The 24,635-nt window shown below is 46.8% G+C and carries 25 protein-coding genes; 3 read left to right on the top strand and 22 right to left on the bottom strand.

Annotated elements, in window-relative coordinates; genetic code table 11:
- Positions 1–76: 76 nt before the first annotated feature.
- The 21 genes from FM107_RS15410 to FM107_RS15315 all read right to left on the bottom strand — a co-directional run bounded on the left by FM107_RS15410 (position 77) and on the right by FM107_RS15315 (position 18,035).
- Positions 77–1,273, bottom strand: coding sequence for an ArdC family protein (locus FM107_RS15410; protein ID WP_086949368.1), 1,197 nt, complete (start codon positions 1,271–1,273; stop codon positions 77–79).
- Positions 1,266–1,415 carry a hypothetical protein gene (locus tag FM107_RS19575; RefSeq protein ID WP_179204515.1) on the bottom strand — a complete coding sequence of 50 codons (150 nt, stop codon included), beginning with the start codon at positions 1,413–1,415 and terminating at the stop codon, positions 1,266–1,268. Before FM107_RS19575 ends, FM107_RS15410 begins: the two co-directional genes overlap by 8 nt.
- An 11-nt stretch (positions 1,416–1,426) precedes the next feature.
- Positions 1,427–1,969, bottom strand: coding sequence for a M23 family metallopeptidase (locus tag FM107_RS15405; protein WP_086949367.1), 543 nt, complete (start codon positions 1,967–1,969; stop codon positions 1,427–1,429).
- 43 nt (positions 1,970–2,012) lie between these two features.
- On the bottom strand, positions 2,013–4,016 hold the full coding sequence (locus FM107_RS15400; protein ID WP_086949366.1) for a type IV secretory system conjugative DNA transfer family protein: 2,004 nt from the start codon (positions 4,014–4,016) through the stop codon (positions 2,013–2,015).
- Between the two features lie 93 nt (positions 4,017–4,109).
- Positions 4,110–4,967, bottom strand: a complete 858-nt coding sequence (gene traN, locus FM107_RS15395) for a conjugative transposon protein TraN (protein WP_086949365.1) — start codon at positions 4,965–4,967, stop codon at positions 4,110–4,112.
- A 30-nt stretch (positions 4,968–4,997) separates the two neighbouring features.
- A complete protein-coding gene (gene traM, locus FM107_RS15390) occupies positions 4,998–6,194 on the bottom strand; it encodes a conjugative transposon protein TraM (RefSeq protein ID WP_086949364.1) in 1,197 nt (398 codons plus the stop codon).
- A gap of 11 nt (positions 6,195–6,205) precedes the next feature.
- Positions 6,206–6,661, bottom strand: coding sequence for a hypothetical protein (locus FM107_RS15385; protein ID WP_086949363.1), 456 nt, complete (start codon positions 6,659–6,661; stop codon positions 6,206–6,208).
- Positions 6,639–7,259 carry a conjugative transposon protein TraK gene (gene traK / locus FM107_RS15380; RefSeq protein WP_086949362.1) on the bottom strand — a complete coding sequence of 207 codons (621 nt, stop codon included), beginning with the start codon at positions 7,257–7,259 and terminating at the stop codon, positions 6,639–6,641. The genes FM107_RS15385 and traK overlap by 23 nt, the downstream gene beginning before the upstream one ends.
- A gap of 18 nt (positions 7,260–7,277) precedes the next feature.
- Positions 7,278–8,420: a plasmid transfer protein gene (locus tag FM107_RS15375; RefSeq protein WP_256959572.1), complete on the bottom strand. Its 1,143-nt coding sequence runs from the start codon at positions 8,418–8,420 to the stop codon at positions 7,278–7,280.
- Positions 8,421–8,431: 11 nt separating this feature from the next.
- Positions 8,432–9,235, bottom strand: a complete 804-nt coding sequence (locus FM107_RS15370) for a hypothetical protein (protein ID WP_143559510.1) — start codon at positions 9,233–9,235, stop codon at positions 8,432–8,434.
- Between the two features lie 45 nt (positions 9,236–9,280).
- Positions 9,281–10,003, bottom strand: a complete 723-nt coding sequence (locus FM107_RS15365; RefSeq protein ID WP_256959571.1) for a hypothetical protein — start codon at positions 10,001–10,003, stop codon at positions 9,281–9,283.
- Positions 10,004–10,024: 21 nt separating this feature from the next.
- Complete coding sequence (locus FM107_RS15360; RefSeq protein ID WP_086949359.1) at positions 10,025–10,690, bottom strand: hypothetical protein; 666 nt, start codon at positions 10,688–10,690, stop codon at positions 10,025–10,027.
- 11 nt (positions 10,691–10,701) lie between these two features.
- Positions 10,702–11,364: a hypothetical protein gene (locus tag FM107_RS15355; protein WP_086949358.1), complete on the bottom strand. Its 663-nt coding sequence runs from the start codon at positions 11,362–11,364 to the stop codon at positions 10,702–10,704.
- A complete protein-coding gene (locus FM107_RS15350) occupies positions 11,361–13,850 on the bottom strand; it encodes a TraG family conjugative transposon ATPase (RefSeq protein ID WP_086949357.1) in 2,490 nt (829 codons plus the stop codon). Before FM107_RS15350 ends, FM107_RS15355 begins: the two co-directional genes overlap by 4 nt.
- 28 nt (positions 13,851–13,878) lie before the next feature.
- Positions 13,879–14,187 (bottom strand): hypothetical protein, encoded by a 309-nt coding sequence (locus FM107_RS15345; protein WP_086949356.1) that lies wholly within the window; start codon positions 14,185–14,187, stop codon positions 13,879–13,881.
- Positions 14,184–14,492, bottom strand: a complete 309-nt coding sequence (locus FM107_RS15340; protein ID WP_086949355.1) for a DUF4134 domain-containing protein — start codon at positions 14,490–14,492, stop codon at positions 14,184–14,186. The genes FM107_RS15345 and FM107_RS15340 overlap by 4 nt, the downstream gene beginning before the upstream one ends.
- A 121-nt stretch (positions 14,493–14,613) precedes the next feature.
- Positions 14,614–14,976 (bottom strand): hypothetical protein, encoded by a 363-nt coding sequence (locus FM107_RS15335; RefSeq protein ID WP_086949354.1) that lies wholly within the window; start codon positions 14,974–14,976, stop codon positions 14,614–14,616.
- A 12-nt stretch (positions 14,977–14,988) separates the two neighbouring features.
- The gene (locus FM107_RS15330; RefSeq protein ID WP_086949353.1) at positions 14,989–15,633 is read right to left on the bottom strand and encodes a ParA family protein; all 645 of its coding nucleotides are present in this window, start codon (positions 15,631–15,633) and stop codon (positions 14,989–14,991) included.
- 11 nt (positions 15,634–15,644) lie between these two features.
- The gene (locus FM107_RS15325) at positions 15,645–16,640 is read right to left on the bottom strand and encodes a relaxase/mobilization nuclease domain-containing protein (RefSeq protein ID WP_143559509.1); all 996 of its coding nucleotides are present in this window, start codon (positions 16,638–16,640) and stop codon (positions 15,645–15,647) included.
- Entirely contained in the window at positions 16,637–17,023 is a 387-nt protein-coding gene (locus FM107_RS15320) for a hypothetical protein (protein WP_086949351.1), read from the bottom strand. The genes FM107_RS15325 and FM107_RS15320 overlap by 4 nt, the downstream gene beginning before the upstream one ends.
- A 58-nt stretch (positions 17,024–17,081) precedes the next feature.
- Positions 17,082–18,035, bottom strand: coding sequence for a toprim domain-containing protein (locus FM107_RS15315; protein WP_086949350.1), 954 nt, complete (start codon positions 18,033–18,035; stop codon positions 17,082–17,084).
- Positions 18,036–18,551: 516 nt separating this feature from the next.
- Here FM107_RS15315 and FM107_RS15310 point away from each other — a divergent pair.
- Positions 18,552–18,809, top strand: coding sequence for a hypothetical protein (locus FM107_RS15310; RefSeq protein WP_086949349.1), 258 nt, complete (start codon positions 18,552–18,554; stop codon positions 18,807–18,809).
- 17 nt (positions 18,810–18,826) lie between these two features.
- Here the strand turns inward: FM107_RS15310 and FM107_RS15305 are convergent, their stop codons facing one another.
- On the bottom strand, positions 18,827–19,393 hold the full coding sequence (locus tag FM107_RS15305) for a hypothetical protein (RefSeq protein ID WP_086949348.1): 567 nt from the start codon (positions 19,391–19,393) through the stop codon (positions 18,827–18,829).
- A 579-nt stretch (positions 19,394–19,972) separates the two neighbouring features.
- Here FM107_RS15305 and FM107_RS15300 point away from each other — a divergent pair.
- Positions 19,973–21,427 carry a TlpA disulfide reductase family protein gene (locus FM107_RS15300; RefSeq protein WP_086949347.1) on the top strand — a complete coding sequence of 485 codons (1,455 nt, stop codon included), beginning with the start codon at positions 19,973–19,975 and terminating at the stop codon, positions 21,425–21,427.
- Between the two features lie 10 nt (positions 21,428–21,437).
- The gene (locus tag FM107_RS15295) at positions 21,438–24,635 is read left to right on the top strand and encodes a SusC/RagA family TonB-linked outer membrane protein (RefSeq protein ID WP_086949346.1); all 3,198 of its coding nucleotides are present in this window, start codon (positions 21,438–21,440) and stop codon (positions 24,633–24,635) included.

The following is a 24,635-nucleotide window of genomic DNA, read 5'->3' as shown; positions in this document are numbered from 1 at the left end:
AAATAAAGGTGATTATGCGTCTTATCATCTTAAGTTGGTGCTAAGAATTATGCTTTTTTGAATGGATTATAAAATTTTACCTGCCAATGCCTTGCTGGGTTGATGCTTGCTCCGTTGCGTTTTCTTTATTGTTCTGGTTATTTGCCACCGCGAGCAGCCTCTGGTATAAGTGATCGTCTTTATTGACAGCGATAGTGACACCGCTGGAGAGGTCTTCGAGTTGTATGCGTCCGCGTTTAAGCATCCCCGTTACCTTATAGGTCGTGTTGTGATAGTTAACTTGTTGTCCGGGTAGCAGTTCGCCAATCTTCTGCTGTCCCGAATCATTTGATAGCTCCGCCTTAGAAGAGGCCTTCTCCGGCGAACGGTCATACAGCCGCTCAAAGGCCATAATATAATCGAATATTCTTTCGGCATCGGTGGCCGCGGCAAAAATTTCTGCCGGCGTGTCGCGAAGCGTGCGCACCCAGCTATTCACGTAGGCCGCGTGTTGCCCAGGATCATGTCCAATTTTTAACTCAATTCCAATAAGCATGGAAGCAATTTCGGCACGAAGTTCCTCCCGGGCATATGCCGGAGAGCCTACTTGATTCATAACCCGTCGGTCGAGCCTGCTGGAGTGCCCACTCCAATGTGCAGTTTCATGGAGCGCCGTTTCATAAAATTTATGCGCCGCCGGGAATTGGCTAGCAAGAGGCAGGGTGATTTCATCGGTCATGGGGTTATAGAACGCTTTTTCGCCCGGCACATAGTTGATCTTAGCACCCGTTGCGACTAGGAGCTTCTCGGCGCGCTCGATAGGGTTCCAGCGCTGCTGCTCTCTATCTTGCGCGACAAGGACGGGTATTCCTTGAATTTGTTGGGCGTTAAATACCCAAGCGGACGACAATATTGGGCGCTCAAGAGGAACGATAATTCCTTCGGGTTTACCCTTGGAATCGTACCGTTTATTTCCTTGCCCGTCGATCTTGGGCACGAATTCCGAGGTTTTCACAAACTGGATCAGCCGCGCCTTTTCACCCCGGCGCACGTTCCATCCTTTGCTAAGCGCTTGACGAAAGGTAAGCCAGCGCGGATCCTCACGCCCGGCGAGCATGAGCGAAAGACAGTTTATCCCTTTGTAGCGGTTTCCTGTTACGGCGTTATAGGGAAGCTGGGCAGGCGTACCTGAATTATCCCAAGGCAGCTGCCAGGGCGCTGTACCTTCTTCAAGCTTTTTGATAAGTTGGTTTGCCACCTGCTCATGAAGGGGGATAAATGTTTTTTTAGCCATACTTGGCCGCCTCCAACAGCTGGGTATATTTAATTGGACCGACAGGGCAGGAGTAGATAGGCTTATGCTTCAGGCCGGCCGGAAGTAAATTTATGATGAATTGCCAGCGGGGTGTGAGCGGAGAATGACACGTATTTTTCATGGCGTTATTTTTTAATGGGTTAATATTGAAGTGTGCTGCTGGGCTTGTGGTAACGCGCGGCGTAAGAATTCTAGGGGAGGCAGGTAGCTGCCGTTATACTGCATCGAGAGGTGCAGATGCTCACCTGTTACTCTTCCGGTACTTCCGCTAATACCGATCGGGCTGCCTGCAGCGAGCAACTCGCCTTTACGTGCGATGATGCGTGAGAGGTGACCGTAGGTAATGCCAATGCCGCTGGAGTTGGTTTTTACGTATAGTCCTAGCATCGGATGGTTTCCCGTAGCGCAAACTCGGGCGTGGAGAACGCTATAAATAGTTGCTGCGCGTGCTTTTAGATCGACTCCGTTGTGGAAGGACCTTTTTTTGGTGACTGGGTGTACACGCGGACCGAAGGCGGAGGTAACATGTATCTCTTTTAGCGGTAAATGTACGCTGAGCGGACGTTGCGCGTGGCAGGGCGTTACGCTGCAAGTGTATGTCGCTAGGCAGCACACTAAAGGAAAATGTGCCACTCGGCGCACAATTGATCTAAAGTTCGGTTTGTTTCTTTTCATGATTTTTGGGTTTTAAGAATGAATATTCTTGATTTTTATGTTGTTAATGGGGTCCTGGCGAGTGGCTATTTACCACTTGGCGTACCTGGTCGTTTATACGGTTGAAGTTTTCGATAAGGATTGCTTCTTTATGCTCGCCGAAATCATAATAGCGCGGCAAAGGGGCGTACTGCTGCTGCTCGCGCTCAATCAATTTATGATCAAGGTTCACTTTGCAATTCACCGCTGACGTCTCAAACTTACCGTCGTAGTTATCCAGGGGATCGCTCGCTAGGATGCCGGCTATTTCTCCGGTTTTTAGCGATGCTATTTTACCTGCCGGCACGAGCGGTTCTAACTTTTCACTAATCGATACGGACGTTTTGTTGCGATCGATGCTCACGCTCTCACTTTGCTGCTTCACTTTTCCAAACAGCCGCTCGAGCCAATCCAATGTTTCTTTGTGGCGCGCAGCGCCCGAGAGCACGTTACCGATCACCGAAGTGATGGTCGCCGCGGTATCTTTGCCATACTGCTGGCGAAACTGTGGAAGCTCTTGCAGTCCTAGGATGATACCTACTTTGTTCGAGCGGGCGACGGCGATCAAGTTTTCAATTTTATGGATGTAGAGCGTGGGCACTTCGTCCACGATTATTGCTGAAGGAAGATTGCCTTTACTGTTCATGAGCTTGCAAAGGCGGTTGACGATCACCGAGTAACAGGCTGAATTGATGCTCTGGGTACTCGGATCGTTGGCCAGCACCATGATGGCCGGATTTGCTTTGCTGGAGATCTTTAAATCAAAATCATCGCCCGAGAATACCCAGTAAGTTTCTTTCGTGGCGAGGCGCGAAATGAAAATCTTAAGCGTACCGATCTGCCCTTCAAGCTGGTTAAAAGCTTTGGTGTGAAAGGCTGTTTTAAATGGCGAAAGCAGCGGCACGAGTTCGGGGACAGAGAACAGGGTGTTGAAGATATCTTCATAAGTGCAGTTTAAAAAAGAGAGCACATGCGGAAAGCTCGAGTAGCGCCCATCTTCGTGTCGGGCAAAAAAATAGATGCAGGCAGCTAGAAAGTTTATCGCCGATTGGGTAAAAAACTGATCCGCGCCACCGCTCTTATCGCCTTTCTTGAGCGCTTCAACCAGCGCTTCGGCCGACTCGGAGGCCTCGGCCAGCGTCGTGAGGTATTCGGGTCGCCATGGGTTTATGCGGCGCGAATGTTCGAGGTCATTGAGGTTTATCACGTGAAAGCTATGCCTAGCGCATTTACCTCTAGCCTGCGCGAGGCGATAATGATGGTAAGCAATAAGGCCAAGATCGGGATGCTTATAATCGTATATACAGGCGCAGAACTCTTTTGCGATGAGCTGCCTGATAGCTGGATTGATGATGCCAAATGTTTTCCCTGAGCCCGGAACGCCTATGACTAGCAGCGCGCGAAAGATATTGGTGATGTTTATCCAGCCATCGCGCACCCTACCTTTATAATAAAACTGGGTGGGGATATTTACCGAGTGCGGGCCGCTCGTGCAGCGCGTCTGCTGCATGAATGATTCTCCTTCTACGTTCCATTTATCTTTGCCTAGTTTGGAGCTGATTAGTTTTGAGATATTGTCCATGGCTAGGTGCACGAGCACGGCGCCAATTATCGCGGAGAGATAATAGCCCGCTAGCAGTAGGTCGGCGGTAGTTTCCAGCTGGAATATACCTGCGGGACCCTCACTCGCTCGATGGTAAGAGCTCGTGCTGCAAAGCATTACCACGAGCCCAAACAATAGCGGCAGCAGGATCTGCGTTTTCACGTTCAGGTCTCTTTGCTTTTTGCTGCGTGTGCCGATCGAGGCGAGACTTATCAGGCTGAGGGTAAAAAGCTTACTATAGTAAATAGATCCATAGACTGGTAAGAGCGCTATTTTTTCGTGGAGCGCTCCAAGCATATTTTGAAGCGCGCCGGCTGGCAGCCCAGTCGAGCTATAGCTAAAAACAAACAGCTCGATAAGCACTGAAAAGTAAATGATTAGTTGCAATATGGACAGCATGCGCTGCTGCTCTTTAGTTTCTTCCATGGGTCTGTGTTTTAAGGTGTCGGTGATTTGCCGCGACCAGCGTTTTATACTGCCAGCGCGCGGCAGCCGCGTGATTTTATTTGCGGATAATCCCTAGAGCGAATCAGCGCCTAATAGGTTCTTGTATTTTACCTTAAGTTCGAGTGCTCTGCCCGAAATCTGCCGTTCGGTAAGACTAATTTTTAGCACCTTACTGCCCGGGAAGCTTACTTTTTTCAGCACGTAGATATTTCGGTAGCTGCGCGAAAATGCGCTAAGCGGATGCAGCGCAAAGAGCGGCTCGAGTTCAATTGTCTGCACATTGGTTGCTTTGGTGATCTTTTTGTCCTGAATAAAAAAGCGTAGCTCGTCCGGATCATATTTTAGCGTAGTTCGGTTGGTGAAGCTTAGATCGAGGAAGATATAATCGGTGATGCTGTAAATACCGTTCAGGCGCATCGTTATTCCTGCACTAGCGTTCTTACGCACCGCTTTAGCCGGCTTGTTGCGGCTAATGATTTCGAGCGCTTTTTGTTTCATCTGGCTTTGAGAAAGGCTGATGCCAGCGATATCAAGCGGTGCCATATCACGAGGTAGAATATTTATGCGTGTAGGGGCTGTCGCCTCATCGCGCTCCGATCCTTGCTGCAGGTTATACTGAGCGATAAAATTATCGCCCACAATGCTGATCGGTCCAAGCTCGCCGAATGGGGAGTGCCCGGGTTCAGCGTCCGCCGAATCGACGGCTAGTTTTAAGCGCACGATATTTTCGAGCGGCAAATCGGCACGGATGCGGCTCGAGGCAATATCGACGTACTGAATGGGCTCGGGAGAGATAATATGAAGCGTTTTTTCTGGGGTGATTACAACTTGAGGAAGTTGGTTTAATTTGGACGTTGCGAGGCGCTGCGCTTTAATCGCTACCGGTAGCACCAGGGCAAGCAGGCTAAGTAAATACGAATATGATTTCATACGGATTATGAGTATTAACAGGTTAATAATTTAGTTTGAAGCCTTCTCTTTTAGCTCCGAGGGGTCAATCAGGTACACTAAGCTGTTGTATTTTAGCTTCACTTTGTTCTTGCGGATTTGCTTTGATACTGCCGAGGTAGTGGACTGGAACATGCGCTGCACGAGACTCATCACGAGCTGCGAATTATTTTCGGCTTGTTGCTGCAGGGTAATTCCTTGTGCGCCGCTCGCGCCCAGCTCTCGGCTAAACTCTCGAAAGGCGGAAGCTGGTACGTATAATCCTCGAGCGCCATCGTTATCATAGAGCTCAAGATGGACCGGCAGTATGGTGCCTTTCTGCATCGCTGAGCTTATCGATAGCAGCACCCGCTGGCCAGAAAAGCCGCTAATATTTGCATACAGATAGGTGCCTTTTTTGATGTGGTGCACGCCAATAAGTATATCGTCCAGCAGGCGAATGCGCAGCCTAGAGCCGGCGACGCCCGTCATATTCTCATCGATGATGGCCTGTATTGGCAGTTGCTTGTGCTCCGGTGTTACCGTGTTAAAAGTGGCCGCGGCGGGTTCGTATTTTTTCGCGACAAGGATGGATTCACTGGCTTCTTGTTCGGCCTGGGCCTTTTTCTGCAGCGCGAGCTGCGCCTGGTAGTCCGGATCATTCGCTTTTGCCATGCTGTCTGCGTAGGCCATCTGCTGCCGAAATAGCTCCATAGGATCGGGCACGGACTCTCGTTTTTGAACGCTGCTATCTTTCCTAGCGGGCGGGCTAGCACTGCCAATGGCGGCAAGCGCCTGTTGCATAACAAGGTCTTCGTGCCCGTTTTGCTCCGGACCTAGCTGATCACCTTCATCCGTAGTTGCGGCGGGTTGGTAGCCGGATTTAAGTGCTTGGGCGATGGAGTCGAGCTTATGTTGATCGCTTTTCGAGTACGGGGTATCAAAATGGTAAGTTTCTACTTTGTCATCTTTAAGTTTACCAATAGCCGTATAGCCGTCCCCGCTTCGATAGCTCTGCTTGTAGGCGGCAAGCTTTGAGGCGAGTGGCTGACTTTTTATTTTTTCGGATACATCCGCGAGGCTACCTTGTAAGGAGTCTGCTATTTTACTTTGAGTGGGCGTTTCGCTACTACTTTTAAATCCGGAGCTAATTGCGTAAAAGATCAGCAACAAAAACGGAAGCGCGATAAGGGGGATAGCGTATAATATTTTTTTAGCTTGTGTATTCATGATGTTCGCTTTTAGTTAATAGAATCGTGGTGCGCAGCAGACCGCTGGTCCGACGCGAGTTTATTTTCGAGCTCATTGATGTGGTCTAAGGCGTGCTCCATCGCGATGCTATCCTGGGACGTGAGGGAATCTTTGGCTAGAAAAACTTCCAACTCCGCCTGTAGTTTTACGATGTCACCAAGGGCCGAGGCCGAAGAAATAATGCCTGTTATCCCGCTCGATAGCGGGCCGGCGAGCGTTTCGCTCGGGGCGTGAAGTTCATGGTGCACAGCGCTGACGCTCGGGCGGTTAGCGATCAGGTAGACTAGGGAGCCTAGTATCGCGGCTAACATTAGGATCAAACTTACCAGCGGACGGCTTTGTAGAAAAGATCCAGTTTTCGGCCGCTGCCGAATTTTGGTGTTTTGCGCGTCGAGCTTCTGGAAGCGCTTTGGAGTGGGGGAATTAGAAATTATTTTTTTGAACATGGCTTAAGTCGTTATTTTCAAGGGTTTTCCAGCGCGTTATCAGCACGCCGTGTGCGTTGTTTTCTGTACGTAGCTCAAGGTCGCGCAGGTAGCCTTCGGTAACCAGGGAACGGACCAGTGTAGAGCTGCGGCGATCGATGGTCTGCTTGCCGTAAAAGCGGAAATAGTGCTTCTTTTCGTCTAAGACTATCGAGTCAGTCTGCAAAGTGAGCACTGAGCTAGAAGAGAGAACGGAATTAAAAAATCCTTTCTCACGCAGGTTATTATACTGCAGGGCGCCCGATTCGTCGATCAGGTACATCGCTTTATCCATTTGCGATTCGATAAATTTTTCGTCCGGGGCGAGGGTGAAAAAATAGGAATGGAATTGCGCGATATGCGCTCTGTATTCCGCCGGTCGGTTTAGCTCCATGCTACTCCTTTTGGCAGCGACGGGTATTCCTGAGCTGCCGATGATGTAGACTGAGCGCTGTGCTTTTTGAAGTTCCCTGGAAGTGAAATAGAGGGTCATAGCGACGATCAGTAGCGCCAGAATAAAAGCACCGGCAGAAACGTAGGTGGCTAGGCGCACCTTAGCCTCAATGTTTTTTATGATCATAATAAATCGGTTTAAAAGTTAAAATTTCGAAATCATGCGCCGCACGTTTCGGCTAACGCTAGAGGCACCTCGACCTAAAGTGCTTGTGGCAGAGCCGACGCCCGAAGTGGAAATGATCCACGTGGAGATGCTCGGAACAGTAAGCATACATAGCCCGCTAATTAAAAAAGCGACGATCACCGTTCCAAAGCTCAGCAGGCCATTGCTGGCAAAATGGCCGAGCTTCTCGAGGTTCGCCCCGTCCTTGCCCACCAGCTCCTGGTAGCGGGTGATCTCGGCCTGCATGGCGTACTGCTGGAAAAGGGCTCCAATCTGCATGACTAGAAAAGCAATGCCCGAGTAAAGGTTTACGCTGATAAAGCGTGATATCCAGGTACTAAACGAATCGCGGAATATCGGCAGGATGCTCGCGGCAACCGAGAATGGCCCGAGGATGATCAGAATGGTGGAGTAGATAATCTGAATCATAAATACTATGTATGCGCAGATCCGAAGTACCCATACCGCGATCGTCTCCAGGATGTTGGTTGCGAGCAGCTGTACGCCTACCTGCATACGGTTACGTAGCTCGACGATTGGGTTCCAGACTTCGGTGAAACCGTCTTTGACCGTGGAAGTCACCGCGTCCCAGGCCTGGCCGTACCAAGTATCGGCTTCTTTGGCGGCAATCTCGGTTTGTGCCTGTACGGTGGTAAGCTGGTTCGCAACCTGAACCATGAGCTGCGCACGCTGCAGTCGTAAATTGTTAACTATTTCCTGTTCTTCAGCGAACGAAGCTTCCGTTTTCGCAGCGATGATGTCAGTAGGAACGGTGATCATCCTTGTAAAAGGACTCCACCAGATGATAATCATCACGAGACCAAATGGTCTTAACAGCGGCATGATCTCGAGCTTCTTATCCCCAGCCATCATTTCGTAAGCTTTGATGGCGAAGTAGATTAGCATGAAAATCGCCGATAATGCCTGCGCGTCGCCGATGAATGCATCGTAATGCGTCCATACCGAATCTTTGAGCCCTTTAAAAAAATGAAATGCGCCGTCTTCGTAAACACCGTTTCCTTGCAAGAAATTAAACGTTTCTTTAAACGAGTTGGGGACCTCAACGCGTGTGATTTGAAGTAGGTTGTTAAAGGCAAAATTTATTAAACAGATATTATTCATCGTGGTAAGGGTTAATGAACTTTTTTAAGGATATCTTCGGCTATTTCTATATCAGTCTTGGGGACAGATAACACAGGAGGGGAATGACGATCATTCTTTTGATCGGGGTTGTTTTCCATTATTTTTAAGTACTGTTTAGATACGAGCACTCCTGCGTTCCATCTCGCTTTTAATTTTCGATAATCTTTTAACATGTGGTAATAACTGAGAATCCGACTCCCCCGGTCCATATTGGCACTCCTAGCCCCCAATAAGCGTTCTTTTAGCTCGGTACATTCGTCGTTGTACCGCTGTATTGATCCTGCATTTCTCAGATATGTTTTGAGCTCGTCCGACAAGCCTTCTAAGTGATCGCTTTCTGCTGAGTCTAGTAGGCCCTCGAATTCTTGTTTATAATACAGTGTCCATAGCGGGTCGGCACTCGATAAAAGCCCGGACTGTGCGGCAGCTTCCGATACGGCCGTCTCGCGGATCGTGTCGGATTGCAACTTATAGGCCGCCTCCGTGTTTTGCATCGCCAGCACCATACCCATGCGCAGGGTCTGCGGCCCATTCGCACTTAGCGGGCGACGGTCTGTTTTGGGGTAATTAGGATGCCATGCCCAGGTAAGCCAGTACTGGTAATTTAGACCTAGAAATCCTTTGGTAGGTGTGAAATTCTTGCGGTTCCAGCTTTTGTGCACCATGCGCTCCTGCTGGTGTACGATATGTTTATCGGTTTGTCGTTTTATTTTTTGGCTGCTCGCGGTGTAACAGGTGAATAGGAGTGCCGGTAGTGCCACCAGCATTCTGGCGAAAATGGAATGTGTCATCATCGTATGGATTTAATAGGTTGTAAAAGAGGAAGTGTATCGCATGTGCTAAGGTGTTAGTAATTTGCTGTTTCGGATGATATCTTCGGCTAATCGTTTATCGCGGTTAATGAAATCCTTGTATGGATTTGCCGAATAGAATATGCCGTTAATCTTGGCGTAAAACATCGATCGCTGCATAGAGTAAAGTAGCGCCCGAATGACTTTAAGTTCTAGAATAATCTTGCGCAACAGCTGATCGCGCTTAGCATAATTCATCAGCACGTTAGCACCTTCTTTTAGCACGAAGTTCGATACTTCCCAGGCGAGCGCTAGGCCACGATCTTTGAGCTGGCGGGCGGTGTTCTCGGCAAATAGTAGCAACCACGGCGCATCCTTTGCCATGGCGAACATAGCGGCGCTCTCGCTAGTGATCTCTTGCAGCAGGCGGCTGACATGCATGACCGAGCGCCCTGTCTTTTGAATCGAATTAACATCTGCCAGCCCCGAATAAATCATGCGCTGCACCAAGCTCATCGAAAAGAGGTTTAGGTTGATATCATCGATGTTTGTTTGAATTTTTCCCAGCATGCTGTTATGGCTCATTTCTGAAGCTAAGCGCACAGCGCCGTTTTCGTTGACAATAGCAAGGTGCTTCGCATCAATGATGACCGTTATGTAGCTTTGGCCAAGGCAGCATGTTACGTGCAGGGAGCCGGCAAACAGGAACATCAAAAGCTTACTTATCTTGTGCTCGCGTGCTAGGTTTATGGCGTATTTTTTTAGACTCATTTGGAGACAGGTTATAGATGATTATTCGAGCTCTTTTAGGCCTTCAAGAATTTCCTGAGCGATGGGCGTGTCTTGATTAATGAAATCACTAAAAGCAGGCACCGCTCCTCGGCTTTTCGCCTCCGCCGCGGCATACATGGAGCGCACCAGGCTGCTCGAGATACCCGAGAGTGCGCGTAGCTCTTCTAGTGCGTAGCTGTAGAGCATGCGTCGGTCGCTTTGCTTCATTTGGTTTATATCTTCCATGGTGATAAATATCCCGGTCAAATAGCGCGCAAGCCTTGTTGCTTTGCGTCCGATCTCTCGCTGACCGACTAGCGCTACGGGCAACAGAAATGGTTTGTCACTTGCAAGCGTAATCAGCTGCTGCTGGGTATGCGTAATGCTTCGTACTACGGGCGCCGCCTCGATACCGAGAGACAGTACCTGCATTACTTCGCCCAAGGTGTTAAACCGGGATTGCAGGGCTGCATAGCCTTCTTTGAGTTCCCCGGTTTTATCCATATTTACTTTTTCATTAGCCGTGGTTAACGCCTGTTTATTGCGCGCGGTGTTCTGGCGCGAGTTTTCATCTTTACTATGCTGCACGAGCTGATGAAGCAGTTCTACGTTAAGTTGCGCGTGAAGCGTGTGGCTGACGAGCAGCAGGCAAAGAATCGTAAGCGTGTAGTTAAGTGTCGTTTTCATCGTTACGTTTTTTAGGGGTTTAAAAATTTGGAGTTTCGGATAACATCATCGGCAATCTTTTTATCGATATTGACGAACCCTGAGTAGGGGTTAAGAGAGTTAAGGATGCCGCGCTGCTGTGCCCAAAACATGCTGCGGTGCATTCCGTAGCTCACTCCGCGCAGGATGGTGAGCTCCTGATGGATGCGGCCGAGCATCTTTGCGCGTTCTCCGGCGTCCATCAGATTTTGCTTGCCACCCTTCAGGGCCATACCGCTTACCTCCGAGGCCAACGCTGTAGCCCTGGTTTTAAACTCGCGGGCACCCGCCTCGGCAAAAAGCAGCAGCGCAGGGTTGCTCTTGGCAAGTTCCATGGCTTTGGTGACGTTCTTGGAGATATCAAGGGTGATCTGGGCAATCTCTTTGACCGATAGCAGCGAGCGTACTGCGCCTGATACTTCGCTCAGACCTTTATAGATTTTGGATTGCAGATCGTTAATAATAACAAGCTGCCCGGTGACGGCGAGCTGTCCACGCTGAATCAATGTGAGCTTATCGTTTACATTATTTAGCTGGCGATTCATTACGCCCGCGTGCGCTGTAGTTGCGGCTGCAACGGCCGGATCGATGTATATCTGACCTTCAGAGGGGCTGCCCCACAACAAAAGCAGGGCGAGCGCGGTGATCGTCTTCATGGCGTTAGTTGTTCTGCGGCCTGCTCGGCCTCGCTATTTACCTTGTGCACGAAGTCTTCGAGCGAGAGGCCCGAAGCGCTCAGATCAGCCGTTATCGCCTCGAGCGCCTGCTGGTAGTTGCCGTAGCGGCGCGCATAGCGCTCCACGGCTCTTTTTTCAGGTTTTTCTGTCGTAAATGCAAAATATTGACTGATGCTCACTTCTACGCCGTAGACCTCGCCGATAGCACCCCGGCGGATGTACACTTCCTTGAAGCGGCCTCTATCGTGCTTATTATCGAGATTGCCGATAGTGAATATTTTCTTTTGCTCACTCGGGGAGATCGACAGCAGGCGCGCTACCTCGCTGTAGTTGTCGATGAACTTACTCTGATCGAGCAGGCATACCGTATCGGAGTTGCTAAGAATAGCGCCTTTTACAACCGGGTTGTCTATGATATCGTGCAGCTCCTGGGTCACCACGATCGCCTCGCCCCAGAATTTACGCACCGTTTTATACAGGTATAGTATCTGCTCGGCCATCAGTGGGGAGGCCAGTGCTTTCCAAGCTTCTTCCAGGATCAGTGCTTTGCGGTGCGCCTTACGGAGCTGGGCCTTACTGATGAAAACATCCATAATCACCAAAGTGACAATAGGAAACAAAATGGCGTGGTTTTTTATCGAGTCGATTTCAAAAACGATAAATCTTTCTTCAAACAGGCTGGCATCGGTGTTTTCATTCAATATGCTTTCATACTCCCCACCGCGGTAAAACTTTTTTAGCACAAAGCGAAATTCATCAATGTCAAACGGTATCCGCTCGGCGCTCATAATCTGGGGGATCTTCTCCAAGGCAAACTCGTAAAAGGTATTAAAGGATAGAGGCGCGATCTGTTCGCTTTTATGGCGGGCAGCGAGAAAATGAATATCGTAATACTGGCTGATTACTTGGGAGACAACATCGCGATCGACGTTATTGATTGTTCCCTGCACGCCTTTCCAGAGAAGGGCGACGAGCGTGACCAGGTAGTCTTTTTTCTCTAGGCTGTATTCCTGCTCGCTGATTGCAAAAGGATTCATCGTGATGGGGCTTTTCTCCGAGTAGGTGATATAGCGTCCTCCAAAGTAAGCGCAGAGCCCTGAATAGGAGTGCCCGGTGTCCACGATCACAACATCCATATTGTATTGTAGGTACTGCTGCACCAGAGCGTTCATGAAGAAACTTTTCCCCGAGCCCGAAGGGCCGAGGACAAACTTATTGCGGTTATTGATCCGGTTGGTGCGCATCGGAAGGTCCACCGGATCGATAGCTACGGGGATGCCCTGACGGTCAGTAAAGCGAACAAGGAAGTCCGATTGCTCATCTTTTGCGAGCGACTCTTTATAAAAGAAGCATAGCGCGGCGGGCGCCGTTGTTAAAAACCAGTCGTAGCGCTTAAGCTCCGGCCCGTTGCCCGGAAGGGCGCAACGCAGCAGCTCGAGCTGGTTATAGGCGTTACGCGAGGGGATGATGCCGCGCTCGAAGAGTGCCGCCTCCACAAAATTCGATATGCGATCAATCTGCTCAATTTTAGCGCACATGATAATTGAAAAGTGAGCGCTGACGATCAGTTGATTCTCCCGCGCCACATCTACTAGCAGGCGGTCAATATCCTCTACGCAAGTTAAGTTCGCCGCATCTGGAACCCCGCTATGGCGCTTGCGCTTCAGTTGAAGTTTGCCTATAGTCGCCCGCTGGCTGGGTATTTCGATCAGTTGGTTGTAGATCACCGTTTGGTAGGCGGGCAGCTGGCTTAGAAAGAACATGTTATCGAGTGGGAAGTCGGTCACTTCTCCCGAAAGGGCGTTATTGGACCAAGGGGAGGTAAACTCCGGTAGGTCGATCGTGTCGGTGTTCACTAGGCTCAGGCATCGGATCACTTTGTCTCCCATCTGCAGTTCTTGGTCTCGGGCGCGAATATTATCGAGCGCGATGTGCGCGTTGGCGAAATCCATCGATAGGATACGTTTTACAAGGTGGTTGATCTGTTGCTCACGCAGGATCTGGGGGTCCATGCCAGCGCCTTTTAGCAGGTCAAATACTTTGTCCATATCGCGATTAAAGTCGTGCCAGGCTTTTTCATCGTAAGTGTAGAAAAGTCCTTTTTTTACGGTTTTAGTGATCGTGAGATAGGTTTCTATATTAGTGTATGGGCGCGCGTTGAAATGCTCTTGGTATTTCTGTTGCAGGTACTCTTGCTGTGGCTCGAGGGGGGGCGCATAGCACTGACGAATAAAAATATCCTGCTTTTGAAGGATATACCCCTCCCCGAGAATCTTGGCTAGGTTGACAAGTACATTTTGAAACTTGCTGTAGCTCTGCTCACTGGCGCTATACTGCGCAACGGGGTTCGTAATCCTGCACACGGCCGAGAGCTCTCCGGCGCTGCCGTACAGGATATCCAGTTTTCCAGTGCTGCCGATGCCGGCATAAGGGAGGTTGAAGACTGTTCTTTGTTCTGTTTTCATCGGAATAAGGATTGCATAAGGTAATCAGTTAAGGCTTGGGTGGCTGCTTATAACGTAGGGGAAGCTCGCTGGGGTTGATGAATATGCCGCGATGGCGGGTTTTACTGTGTAGTCCGTTTTTCTGCCCTAAATAGGTCCAGCCCAGGCCTGCACTAATAACGAGGATAATGGTAGCGCAACCGATATACATATTGGTAAACGCTCCCACTAGCCCGCCCAGCAACAATCCCCCGAAGATGGAACCTATGCCCCAGAAAATAAATTTTCCTTTGAAACCGCGGTACACAAGCGGCTTTTGAAGCCCTTTATAAATCGAGTATCGCTGCTTAGGGATCATACGTTAAAGAAGGCTTTGACCATGACGCCAACCAGCACCAGAAACAAACAGGATCCTCCCCAAGACATTATTTCTTTGTTGATGTCATGATCGCCCGAGTTCCATTTTATGAACACGCGCACCCCGCCGATTAGTCCAACGATAGCGCCGATAACCAGGATTAGGGTGGAGACGGGGTCGATGTAGGTCGTTAGCTCGGATGTCGCAGCGTTGATCCCTGTAGTGCCCCCTTGGGCCAGAAGTGATTGGTAAGAGCCGATCGTCATAGCGACCAGGGCGATTGTTGTTTTGAAAGTTGTTTTCATGAGATTAAAATTTAAATTGTTAAAATATATGTTAATCGTTTATCCAGCTAGGTATGTTTAGATAGTTTGTATCTCATTGTAAATGAGCGGTGAGTTTATATGTCGGGACTACTCCGGTTTGTCAAGTGCCTCGAGATGGATCAATCGCCGCCGCATTTTCATCAAAAATGTCTTTTACGTTTTCAACACTGTCTTTTAGCGCATTATCCATTAGTTCCTCGAGCGCGATGCCACCCGTGCCACTAGAATTTTCGCTCTGCGGGGGCACTTGCGGAAAGGGTGAATCCTTCGGATAAGTTTCCCCACCCGTTCGCACCACTTTTTGAGGCTCCTTCTGCATATCGCTGGTTGGCATGCTCAGCATCTGATCGCTCCCCTGATCGCGCGCCGCGTTACGCGCACGAAAACGGTCATAAATAATTAGCGCTCCGTAATAAATGCCGTACAAAACGGCAAGAAAAATTAGAAATTGTGTCCAGTTCATAGTTATATCGAGTTATTTTGGTGATATCTGATGTAAGTGCTGCAAACAGCCTTGGTGAATCTCGTCGAAAGCCGCGCGCACAAGTTCCATAGCCTTGACCGAACCCGCCTGTGTATTCAGCCGCTGAAAGTCCGGCCGGTCGGGTAGGGGACTGCTCACTGCGCCATATTTTTCAAGCATCGACTTTACGGCTTTTTGGGTATGCTCGCTTGCATTTCGGCGCACCTTGTTGGGAACAAAAAATAGTGCAGCACGATCGTTGATGTTCGTGAATACCTTCAAAAAAACGAGCGTTCCGTTTAGCGTAAGCTCATCGGCATGATAAGGACATACCACCGCGTCGGCCGTATCATATACCGCGACGAGCTCCTGGTTAGGCCTGCCGCTCGAAAGATCGACAAGCACATAGTCGTATTCCCCTTCCTTTAAATTCTCGCGCGCCACTTCTAGATCTTGGAGATCCGCCGGGAGCAGGTGATAGGATAGCGTGTCTTGCACGGGACCATCTTTTTGCGCTTTTTGCGACAAAGAATGCTGGCCGTCCATATCTAAAACACAGACGCGCGATTTGTAGTAAGTATTTAGGTAGGCGGCGTAGAGCAGAGCAAGGGTGCTTTTTCCTGTTCCTCCTTTTTGATTAGCAAAAATGATAAGCATAGTTGATAGGTTTAGCGCTCAAAGGAATATTGTGTTTGCTGCTGGTTAGTAGCGTGCAGGTCATCTGCGCGGGTAAATTGATGTAGTGGCATGAGTTCCGCACCGCTATATACCGCTCGATTTTTCGGGTCAATAATCGTATAATCGTGCGGCAGGCATCCTTTGCGATTATGAAAAATTATCTCGATACCGAGCTTCTGTTCGAGCATGATCGCCATCTTGGAGGTGTAGCCCGAAAATTTGCTCGCACGGCGACCAGGCAACAATTGGCTTTTGCCGGTTAAAGAGGGACTGAATAATTTTTTGGTCTCAAGAAATAAGCGGCGAACTTCGTTCATGCGGCCCGTGTCGACTCGGTAGTTTGCCGAACGCTGCTGCACGAGGCTTAAAGGGATGCTGTGTTGCGCCTTCCCGTAGTAGCACATCAGTAGCTGCTCACGCCTGCGGAGCATAAAAAAGCCCTTCGCCTCGAGTATTCTCACGAACCGCTCGGGGCTGTCGAAAGAATAATCCAGTGCCTGGTCCGCATATTCGCGCGCCAACTGGGGCACGTTGATGCCAAGAATTTCATTGAGCACCTTTCTAGTGCGTATCCACTCGAGGCCAGGGTCAATCCAGTCTCCATTTTTTTTCACGCGCACGCTCAGAATATGAAGATGGTCGTTTGGCGTATCGTTATGCGCAAATATTAAATAGGGCTGCTTGCGGTATCCCATCCCCCAGAGCCATCGTTCGGCTATTTCTGGTAATTTGTCCGTGGCCTGGGACTTTCCCTGCACGCAGAGTACCGCGTGAAGCTGCGGCTTGATTACTCTGGGGTTTCCCTTGGCTATCATTTGAAGGTAGTGTATATAATCGCTTGCGCGCCGAGGTTCCAGCAGGCTCAGCGCTCCGAAATTAGCTTCACAAACCAGCTCGGCATCGCCTTTTTGCACTTTACTCATGTTGTAGCCCACCCCGGCGAACGATGCGCTAGTCGAGAGTATTTTAATAAGGTGGCTCATCATAGCGCGCGCATTAATTGTCGGAATATTTGAGCGCACTCGCCGGTCCGCGCGAGGTTTGCTTGTGCGGCCTGAGTTAATTCGCCAATTTTTTTGGAAAGCCGATCATCAGCCGTGTCCATCTCGTTGAGGCCATTTAAGCAAAGCTTTAACGTACAGCTTGAGTTGCTTAGCGCTATACCAATAGCATCAAGAGCGCTCATGATTTTTCGGGTATCGACAATGATCGATTGCTTGTTGTTTATTAGCCATCGAATTACCTCAGATCTATTATTACCACTTAATTCCTGGATCGCTTTCAGGCGCCCTAAGTCAATTTGATTGAGTTTGATCGAAAAGCCTGTCAAACGTAAATTTTCTTGGATTTCGGTTGTTTTTCTCTTCATGTTCTATTTTGTATGATGGTTATCATTTCTTACTGCGTTTCACTTACACGCTGTTGCCTTAGCGGCTTAGGCCTTGCTCCTGGTCGCGCAGGCTTTCTTTTAACCCAGCAATTAAATATTCGTTATAGTCTTTAAATCCGCTGTACAGGCCCGATTTATCTTGCGCTAATGGCGCAGATTCTTGTAAAAGACGCGTTGCCGTGCGGCCAGCAGCATCGTTATCAAAATATGAATCGATACGGGCGGCGTCTTTGATCTGTTCGATGGCTTTTGGTAGCTGCACCACGGAGTTAAGTACGATGACCGTAGGATTATTTTCTGGCGAGGTAAGGGTACGCCAGCTCAGGTAATCCATGTAGCCTTCAAATAGAGCGACATGGGCGGGGTCGGCCGCGATGACCGATATCCCTTTAGCACCGATGCTACTCTTAAAGCCTTTGGCGTCGGCAAATTCCCAGTTATCGTGATGATTCTTCCAGCCTACTGCATAGAAGGGCTTTAGCTGTTCGGGGGCATGTATATTTCGGTAATATATTTCACTCAGGGCGGTCTTAGCGAGCTCAAAAACACCGCGTGAGTTTAAGTATTTTGTAAGTGATGGATTCGTGCCAATAGGGCGGGTGTCTACCAGCTCAAAGGCGTAATCAGTACCGGATCGGGCAGTAGTTTTATTTTCCGTTTTTTGTATGTCGCTCCGGATGGGGACGATCAGGTTCATTGTTTGGGAGATCCGCTCGAGCACTTCTTTAAACTGCAGATTTGGCCAATATGCCTGCGCGAGCTGGATGATGCCTCCACCAAATATGCCTGTTGCATTGGGCCCGCCGTGATCCATCCATTTCCCGCCCGAATCCCATACTGCAAGTGAAGGGGTATTGCGCGCTGTATCGCGAAGCATGCTGTGGTACATGTACTCTTTACCGGATTTTTTTACCGGTTGATGGCCGAGCCTGGCTAAAAAATCAACCAGGGAGATCTGTTCAATTTCGTGTATGTTATTTCTGGCATGCATAACGTGATTATTTTAAGTTTTCATTAGCATTGGCAGTTAACCTTTATTGCGAAATTTGATTACCACAGAATTGCGATTAACTGTTAACACAAAACAAAAGGATACTATAATATCAAAACAGTCCCCAGGGTCAATTGCCCCCCTGGAAAAATCGGCGATGAACAGGACTAATCGCCCTTTAGAGGTGTTTAACGAGGGAGTGAATTCTTTTAAAAAAAATGAAATTAATTTGTCAGTGCCGTTTTTAATAGCGTTAAGGTGATTTTGGGGGTAAAAGATGTCTTTGCGCTAGAGTAAAGGCTGTTTTGTTCGTGCATGAGGCTTGGGATTCTTGCTATCGTTGGGGCGGCCCGCTCGTTTTGAAAACTTACAAAGGAGCTAAAAGGGAATTTTTCGTAAAAAGGGAATGTAATTTTAGAAATTTTCTTCTCGCGTGCGGAGGGGAAATTGACATATTACGAGAACGATAGGGTAGTTTTTTACTAAATTAATTAGTATATTCGCTCTGTGAAAGAAATGGAAATACAACTCCGCGGGAAAACGACACAGATAAAGTTTGTGGTTAAACAGCTTATAAATATGCTTCACGCGGATGTGACTTGGAAAAAAGGGGATAAGACAACGTTTTATAAAGGGCTATATGGCGATCCTACACGGTGGGAGGCGAAGGACATGCCGGACGATTTAATTTTACTATTATCAGCAATTTTTGAAACGGAAACTCCGATTATCGAAGATGTCATCGATCAGCATACTCGTTTTCCAAAGCGGTAGCTTTTAATCTGTGCCTTCTATTTTTGAAAGTACACTGTCACCGATCGACTGCCATAGCCACCTTCTTTAAGTTTTAGTGGGGCTTTTTTACTTTTAAGTAGTCCTTTTTCCACAAGATATTTCAGCTGCTTCGTAAGCAAATCGCTGTCTAATCGTTTGCCTAATTTGAGCAACTGCTGATTTACTTCCCAAGCATAACGTGGGTACGCGAAATAGCCTTTGTCAAGTAGTTGCTCACGGATAAACGTCGAATCCTTATTTTTCGTCCATGTATCAATAAAAAAAAACCGGTTATTAGCGTTCGCCTTTTTGAATGTTGACAATTTTTGGGATTCTTTTATTGTTGTAGGTATTGGAATATTGAGATTAAAAATAATGTTACCATCAAAATCGAGAGCCTCTCCGATCACAGATGCCAATTTGGGGGAGAGACGGCGTCTTCTCGTTATAATCGCATAGAATATGTCAGGAGACTTATTCGTTAGCGCTGCTATTCCTTTAATTTCTAAACTTGAATATTTAAGGATTAGTAATATTCTCTCCGATATTTTTTTGTCGTATTCTTGACTAATATTACCGATCATAATCAAATTGATTAAAATTTTTAAGAGAAAAATTTGACAAATAAATATTATTTTATACCTTTACAATAATTAGAAGTATGAATATTTAAACAAAGAGTCTTGCGGCTACAATCTGACGCCGTAACGCAGGGCAGTAGATTAAATATCCATGTCTATTCTTAAATTATACATTTGCTATATTTGTATTCTTGAGATAGATGTGGGGCTACTGTAAATCCGTGTTACATCAGGCGTCAGAAACTTTGTAGTAGCCGCGGTTTGTAGCCCCACATGTATTTGCATTAGGTTACGTGACTCGTTAACCATTTACGAGCAATGAATCGCAAAGATCAAATCTTAAAAAACATTATTACAGCTCCTGAGTAGTTCAGTGAACAGCGTAGTCAATTTAGACTATCTTCCCATCGGTTAATGACTCCAATTAAAAAGCGAACTAACCATTCAATATACCGTATCAGAGCATTCCGAGTAAACATCAAACAATTTATTTACTATTTGAGCTAAGCTTTCCCTAGTGTGAGATCTTGTATTTCGATCAGACTAGTTTATGCTTCGTTCAATTCCTCAAAACCCAAAAAAATGAAGAATTTTGACTGGGGTGGTCGCGGACTGCTTTTTATGAAGAGATTTAGCCACCTTTTGAAATCAAGAAATAACCGAAGCCGAACCTTGTTCAGCTTCACATTACCGCTTTTGTTTTTTTTGTTTAGTAATACAGTTAGTGCTCAGGAGCCCCGCCAGGACAGCGGGGCCGATGGGCTTTTGGAGATTAGCGAACTGTCTGTTGGAGACACGCTCCCGGATGCTTTATGGACAATGAAATTGAATGTATTTAACCATTTAGACTCTAACGAAGTGATTACCTTGGATAGTTTCCGTGACAAGGAACTAATTATACTCGATTTCTGGGCCACATGGTGTGGAAGTTGTGTCGACGGCTTGTACAAGTCCGAGGTTATAGAAAGAGAAACTGATTACCGCTTGAAAGTGATTCCTGTAAATAGTGTTTCAATGACCAAGGATTCCGAATCTAAAATACGAAACACCCTTTCGAACATTGCTGAATCGAATTTTAAGCCTTTTACGGTAGTGGACGATAACAAAATGCTAGAATATTTCCCGCATGTAATGGTTCCACATTTAGTCTGGATAGATAGCACCGGTGTCATAATTGCAACGACTACTTCTACCGAATTCACCCTCGACAATATAAAAAAACAGATTCAAACCGGTAAGACGTCGTTTTATAAGCATAAAGTTGATATCGCCGGCTTCGATGAAACGAAGCCGATATTAGGACAGTTTGGTTCGGAAATCATGGGGGATGAGTCAATTTCGTGCCTATTTTCAACGTATGTCGGCGGTATACCGAAGACCCCGGGAACCTATTATCGCAATGGCGATTTTTTTCTTTATAGAATCGCTAATAATACCCTTTCATACCTAGTCATGGAAGCCTATAAAAATGACTTTGGGCGCGGACAGATTCCAAGGATACAGTATATTTTTCCGGAAGATATTCCTGACACATTAATTACAAAATTAACGCATAGAAATGATCGAGACGACACCTATTTATTCGAAATTAGTTCCCGTCAGGAAATCTCCGCTGCGGACGTCTCGGCTCTGCTCAAAAAAATTCTCAGAGAAAAGTTCCATATCAAAGTTTCGAAAGTCAAGCGTCGAATCCCCGTGATAATTGCGACACTTAAGCCCGGCGCTAAATTCAAGAAATCTGAACTGAATTCAACCAATAGTTTTAATAATTTTTATGACGCAGGCGGCGCTCCAAAGCGGATGCAGAATAGATCTATATTCGGACTGTTTAATTACCTCAGTGGAACGATGGGAATCCCGATCGACAATCAAACAGGACTGAAGCAAAAAATTGATGTCGCCTTACCGGATAATTTTGATGAAACGGACAAAGTTGCGGTCGAAGCGTTCCTTAATGATTTAGGAATCGAAACGCGGGAGGAACTACGGGACCTTGATCATTTGCTATTTGAAACAGTGAGTAATACTAATAATTAAAAGACATAATATGAAAGGCTTAACCATAATATTAGCGTCGATACTCTTATTCTGTCAATCGTCTTTTTCACAGCAGATAACCGGTAAGGTGATAGATGTGAGAAATAGCAAAGCATTGCAAGGAGTTACAATAAATGACGCCACAGGACGAGTCGTAATGATAACAGACCAGTCAGGAGTTTTTGAAGTCGTGGAGCCTGGAGGTAAGCAGATTGCGATTAGTCATGTGGGGTACCGGGACACGATAATTCAAACACGTCCTAACAACTTTTATCTAGTCGCCTTACAGCCATTAGAAACAAACATTGAGGAGGTATCCGTCGTGCATACGGGCTACCAAGAATTGTCACCCTCGCAAGTGAGCGGGTCCATTCAGGTGTTGGATGAGGCCGATCTTAACAAGCAAACAGGAAGAAATGTTTTGGATCGGATAAATAATTTGGCGCCCGGTGTTAGCTTTGATAGAGCAGCCCAATCATCTGTACGGAGGAAATTAAATGTGAGCATTAGGGGACTAAGTACGATCAACGGCTATCTCGACCCCTTGATTGTTTTAGATGGATTTATTTATGAAGGAGATATCGATAATATTGATCCACACAGCATTGAAAATATCACAATATTGAAAGATGCTGCGGCAAGCTCGATCTGGGGTGCCCGTGCTGGGAACGGCGTGATCGTTATTACTACCAAAAGAGGGAAAATTGGGCGTAAATTGGGGGTAGGATGGAGTACAACAATGACCGTAAGCGAAAAGCCCGATTTGTCCGATGTGTATCAACTTCCTTCCTCTGATTTTATAGATTTTGAGAAGCTACTCTTTGACAATGGAAACTTTAATAACTTGATCAATAGGACACCGTACTACCCAACAAGCCCGGCGGTAAACATTTTCCAGAAGCTTAAGAACGGTGAAATATCGGAAGTAGATGCTCAACATGAAATTGAACGGCTGAAAGGAATTGATGCCAGAGACGATTATACAAAGTATTTTATTCGTAACCCAGTTATGTTACAATCATCGTTGTCACTTGAAGGGGGGAATGAAACCCATGGGTTCAATTTTACGGGTGGTTACACTACGGAATCAGCTGAATACTATTCTACTTACAAGAAATGGAATTTTAATATTTCCGAAAGGGTATCTATTGGTGAAAAAATTGACTTTGATGTCCGTCTGAACTACACAAACAGCCGTGCAACGCCCGGACGCCCAGTATATGGTAATATGGGGCCGACAAGATTTTATCCCTATTTTGATCTCGCCGATCAGGATGGTAATCCACTGCCTCTGGAAGACACTTATAACAAGGGGTATATGGATGCGTATTTTCCTGATGAACTGCTATCCTGGGACTATGTTCCGTTGGAAGATTATAAATTTGTTGACGACCAGCACCGTACGGAGGAACTTTACGCTGTAGCGAATGTCTCTTATCGGATAATCCCTGAACTTGCTGTAAAATTTGGCTATCAAATTCAACAGCAGAATGCAAATAACGATATAATCTATTCCGAACAAAGTCGAAAAGCACGAACGGAGTACAATAGGTTTGCTAGCTACGATCCGGCAACCGGACGAATGAATTATGTAATCCCTAAGGGAGGGATTCGAGAAACGGCTAATTCCAAAGGTTCTTCTTATACATTTCGAGGACAATTGGATTTTAAAAAATCCCTTTCTAAACATATGATTTCAGGGTTAATAGGGACTGAGGTTCGTCAAAATAAAAGAAGTAATGAAACTTTTTCAGCCTACGGTTATAAGGAGGACCCGCTTTCGTCCATTGGTGTTGATTATGCAAACACCTATCCCACGCCTATATTCAATCGAAATAGCAAAATATCGGGTGCACCTGCTTTTACCCGTACCCTCAATAGATTTATCTCATTGTATGGGACCATGTTATATTCCTTTGACGAACGGATTGGACTTACCGGTAGTATAAGACAGGACGGCGCAAATATTTTTGGAGCGGAATCAAATGAAAAATGGAAACCACTTTGGTCGGTTGGAAGTTTTTGGAACATCTCTAATGAGGAATTCGCTACGGATTACGACTTTCTTGATCGCTTAAAGTTACGTCTCACGTATGGCTTTAGTGGAAATGTCGATTTATCGAAAACACCACTTCCACTTGCGGGAATAACTCCTAATATTTATTCGGATTATCCGGCGCTTGTGGTTTCGCTACTCAATGACCCCTCGCTTCGATGGGAGAAAGTTTCAACGTTTAATATAGGCCTTGATTTTTCACTTTTTAGCGGACGCCTGTTTGGTACCTTTGATATGTATAGAAAAAATGGTACGGATTTATACGGTCCATCGGGTTACGATTATACTACCTGGGGGAATCAAAGTCGTATTACCAGAAATGTAGCTTCGATGGCTGGAAATGGGATTGATATCATGCTAACAACGAAAAACATCGATAGGGAATTTAAATGGTCTACAACCTGGATTGTAAGTAGCAATCAAAATAAGACAACAGATTATTACACCCCGAATAAACGAGACGAATCATTATTTCTAACAAGTGACGCTGGGATAACTCCGGTAGAAGGATATCTTTTATATGCCATTGCAGCGTTAAAATGGGGTGGTCTAAATAGCACGGGAGATCCGTTGGGGTATGTGAACGGTGAATTGAGCGATGATTATGCAGCGATTCGAAAAGAAGCGTCGGATTTGGGCGTTGACGGAAACCTCACCATCAAAGGAGCGTCGAGGCCCCAGTTGTTCGGATCACTTGAGAACCGCTTTAGCTTTAGAAATTTTTCGATGGGCTTTAGTTTGTCATTTGACGGTGACTACTATTTTCGTAAAAAAGTTACAAGCTATGATTCGTTCGTCAAAGGTGGTAAAGCATATAGCGATATAGAGAGAAGATGGACCAAGAGTGGCGATGAGAAGTATACCGACGTTCCTGCCTTTGTATACCCTGCGAATTCGCGTCGAGACTTGCTCTACCAGATGTCTGAAATCAATGTTTTGAAGGCAGATCATATCCGATTAGCATATGTGAACATTGGATGGAGTCCTAAGTTCGGTGTGAATAAGCATATCTCGAATTTAAATATTTTCGTCAATGCTAGTAATTTAGGGCTAATCTGGACAGCGAATAAGGAAAAAATTGATCCGGAGTACCAGGATAGGATAGGTCCGTTGAAGACCTACTCCGTCGGATTTAGAGCTAATTTTAATTAA

Origin of the sequence: Sphingobacterium sp. JB170 (assembly GCF_900163865.1) — a bacterium.
Classification (GTDB): domain Bacteria; phylum Bacteroidota; class Bacteroidia; order Sphingobacteriales; family Sphingobacteriaceae; genus Sphingobacterium.
Note: the sequence above shows the minus strand (reverse complement) of the source record. Positions and strands in the feature narration are given on the sequence as shown.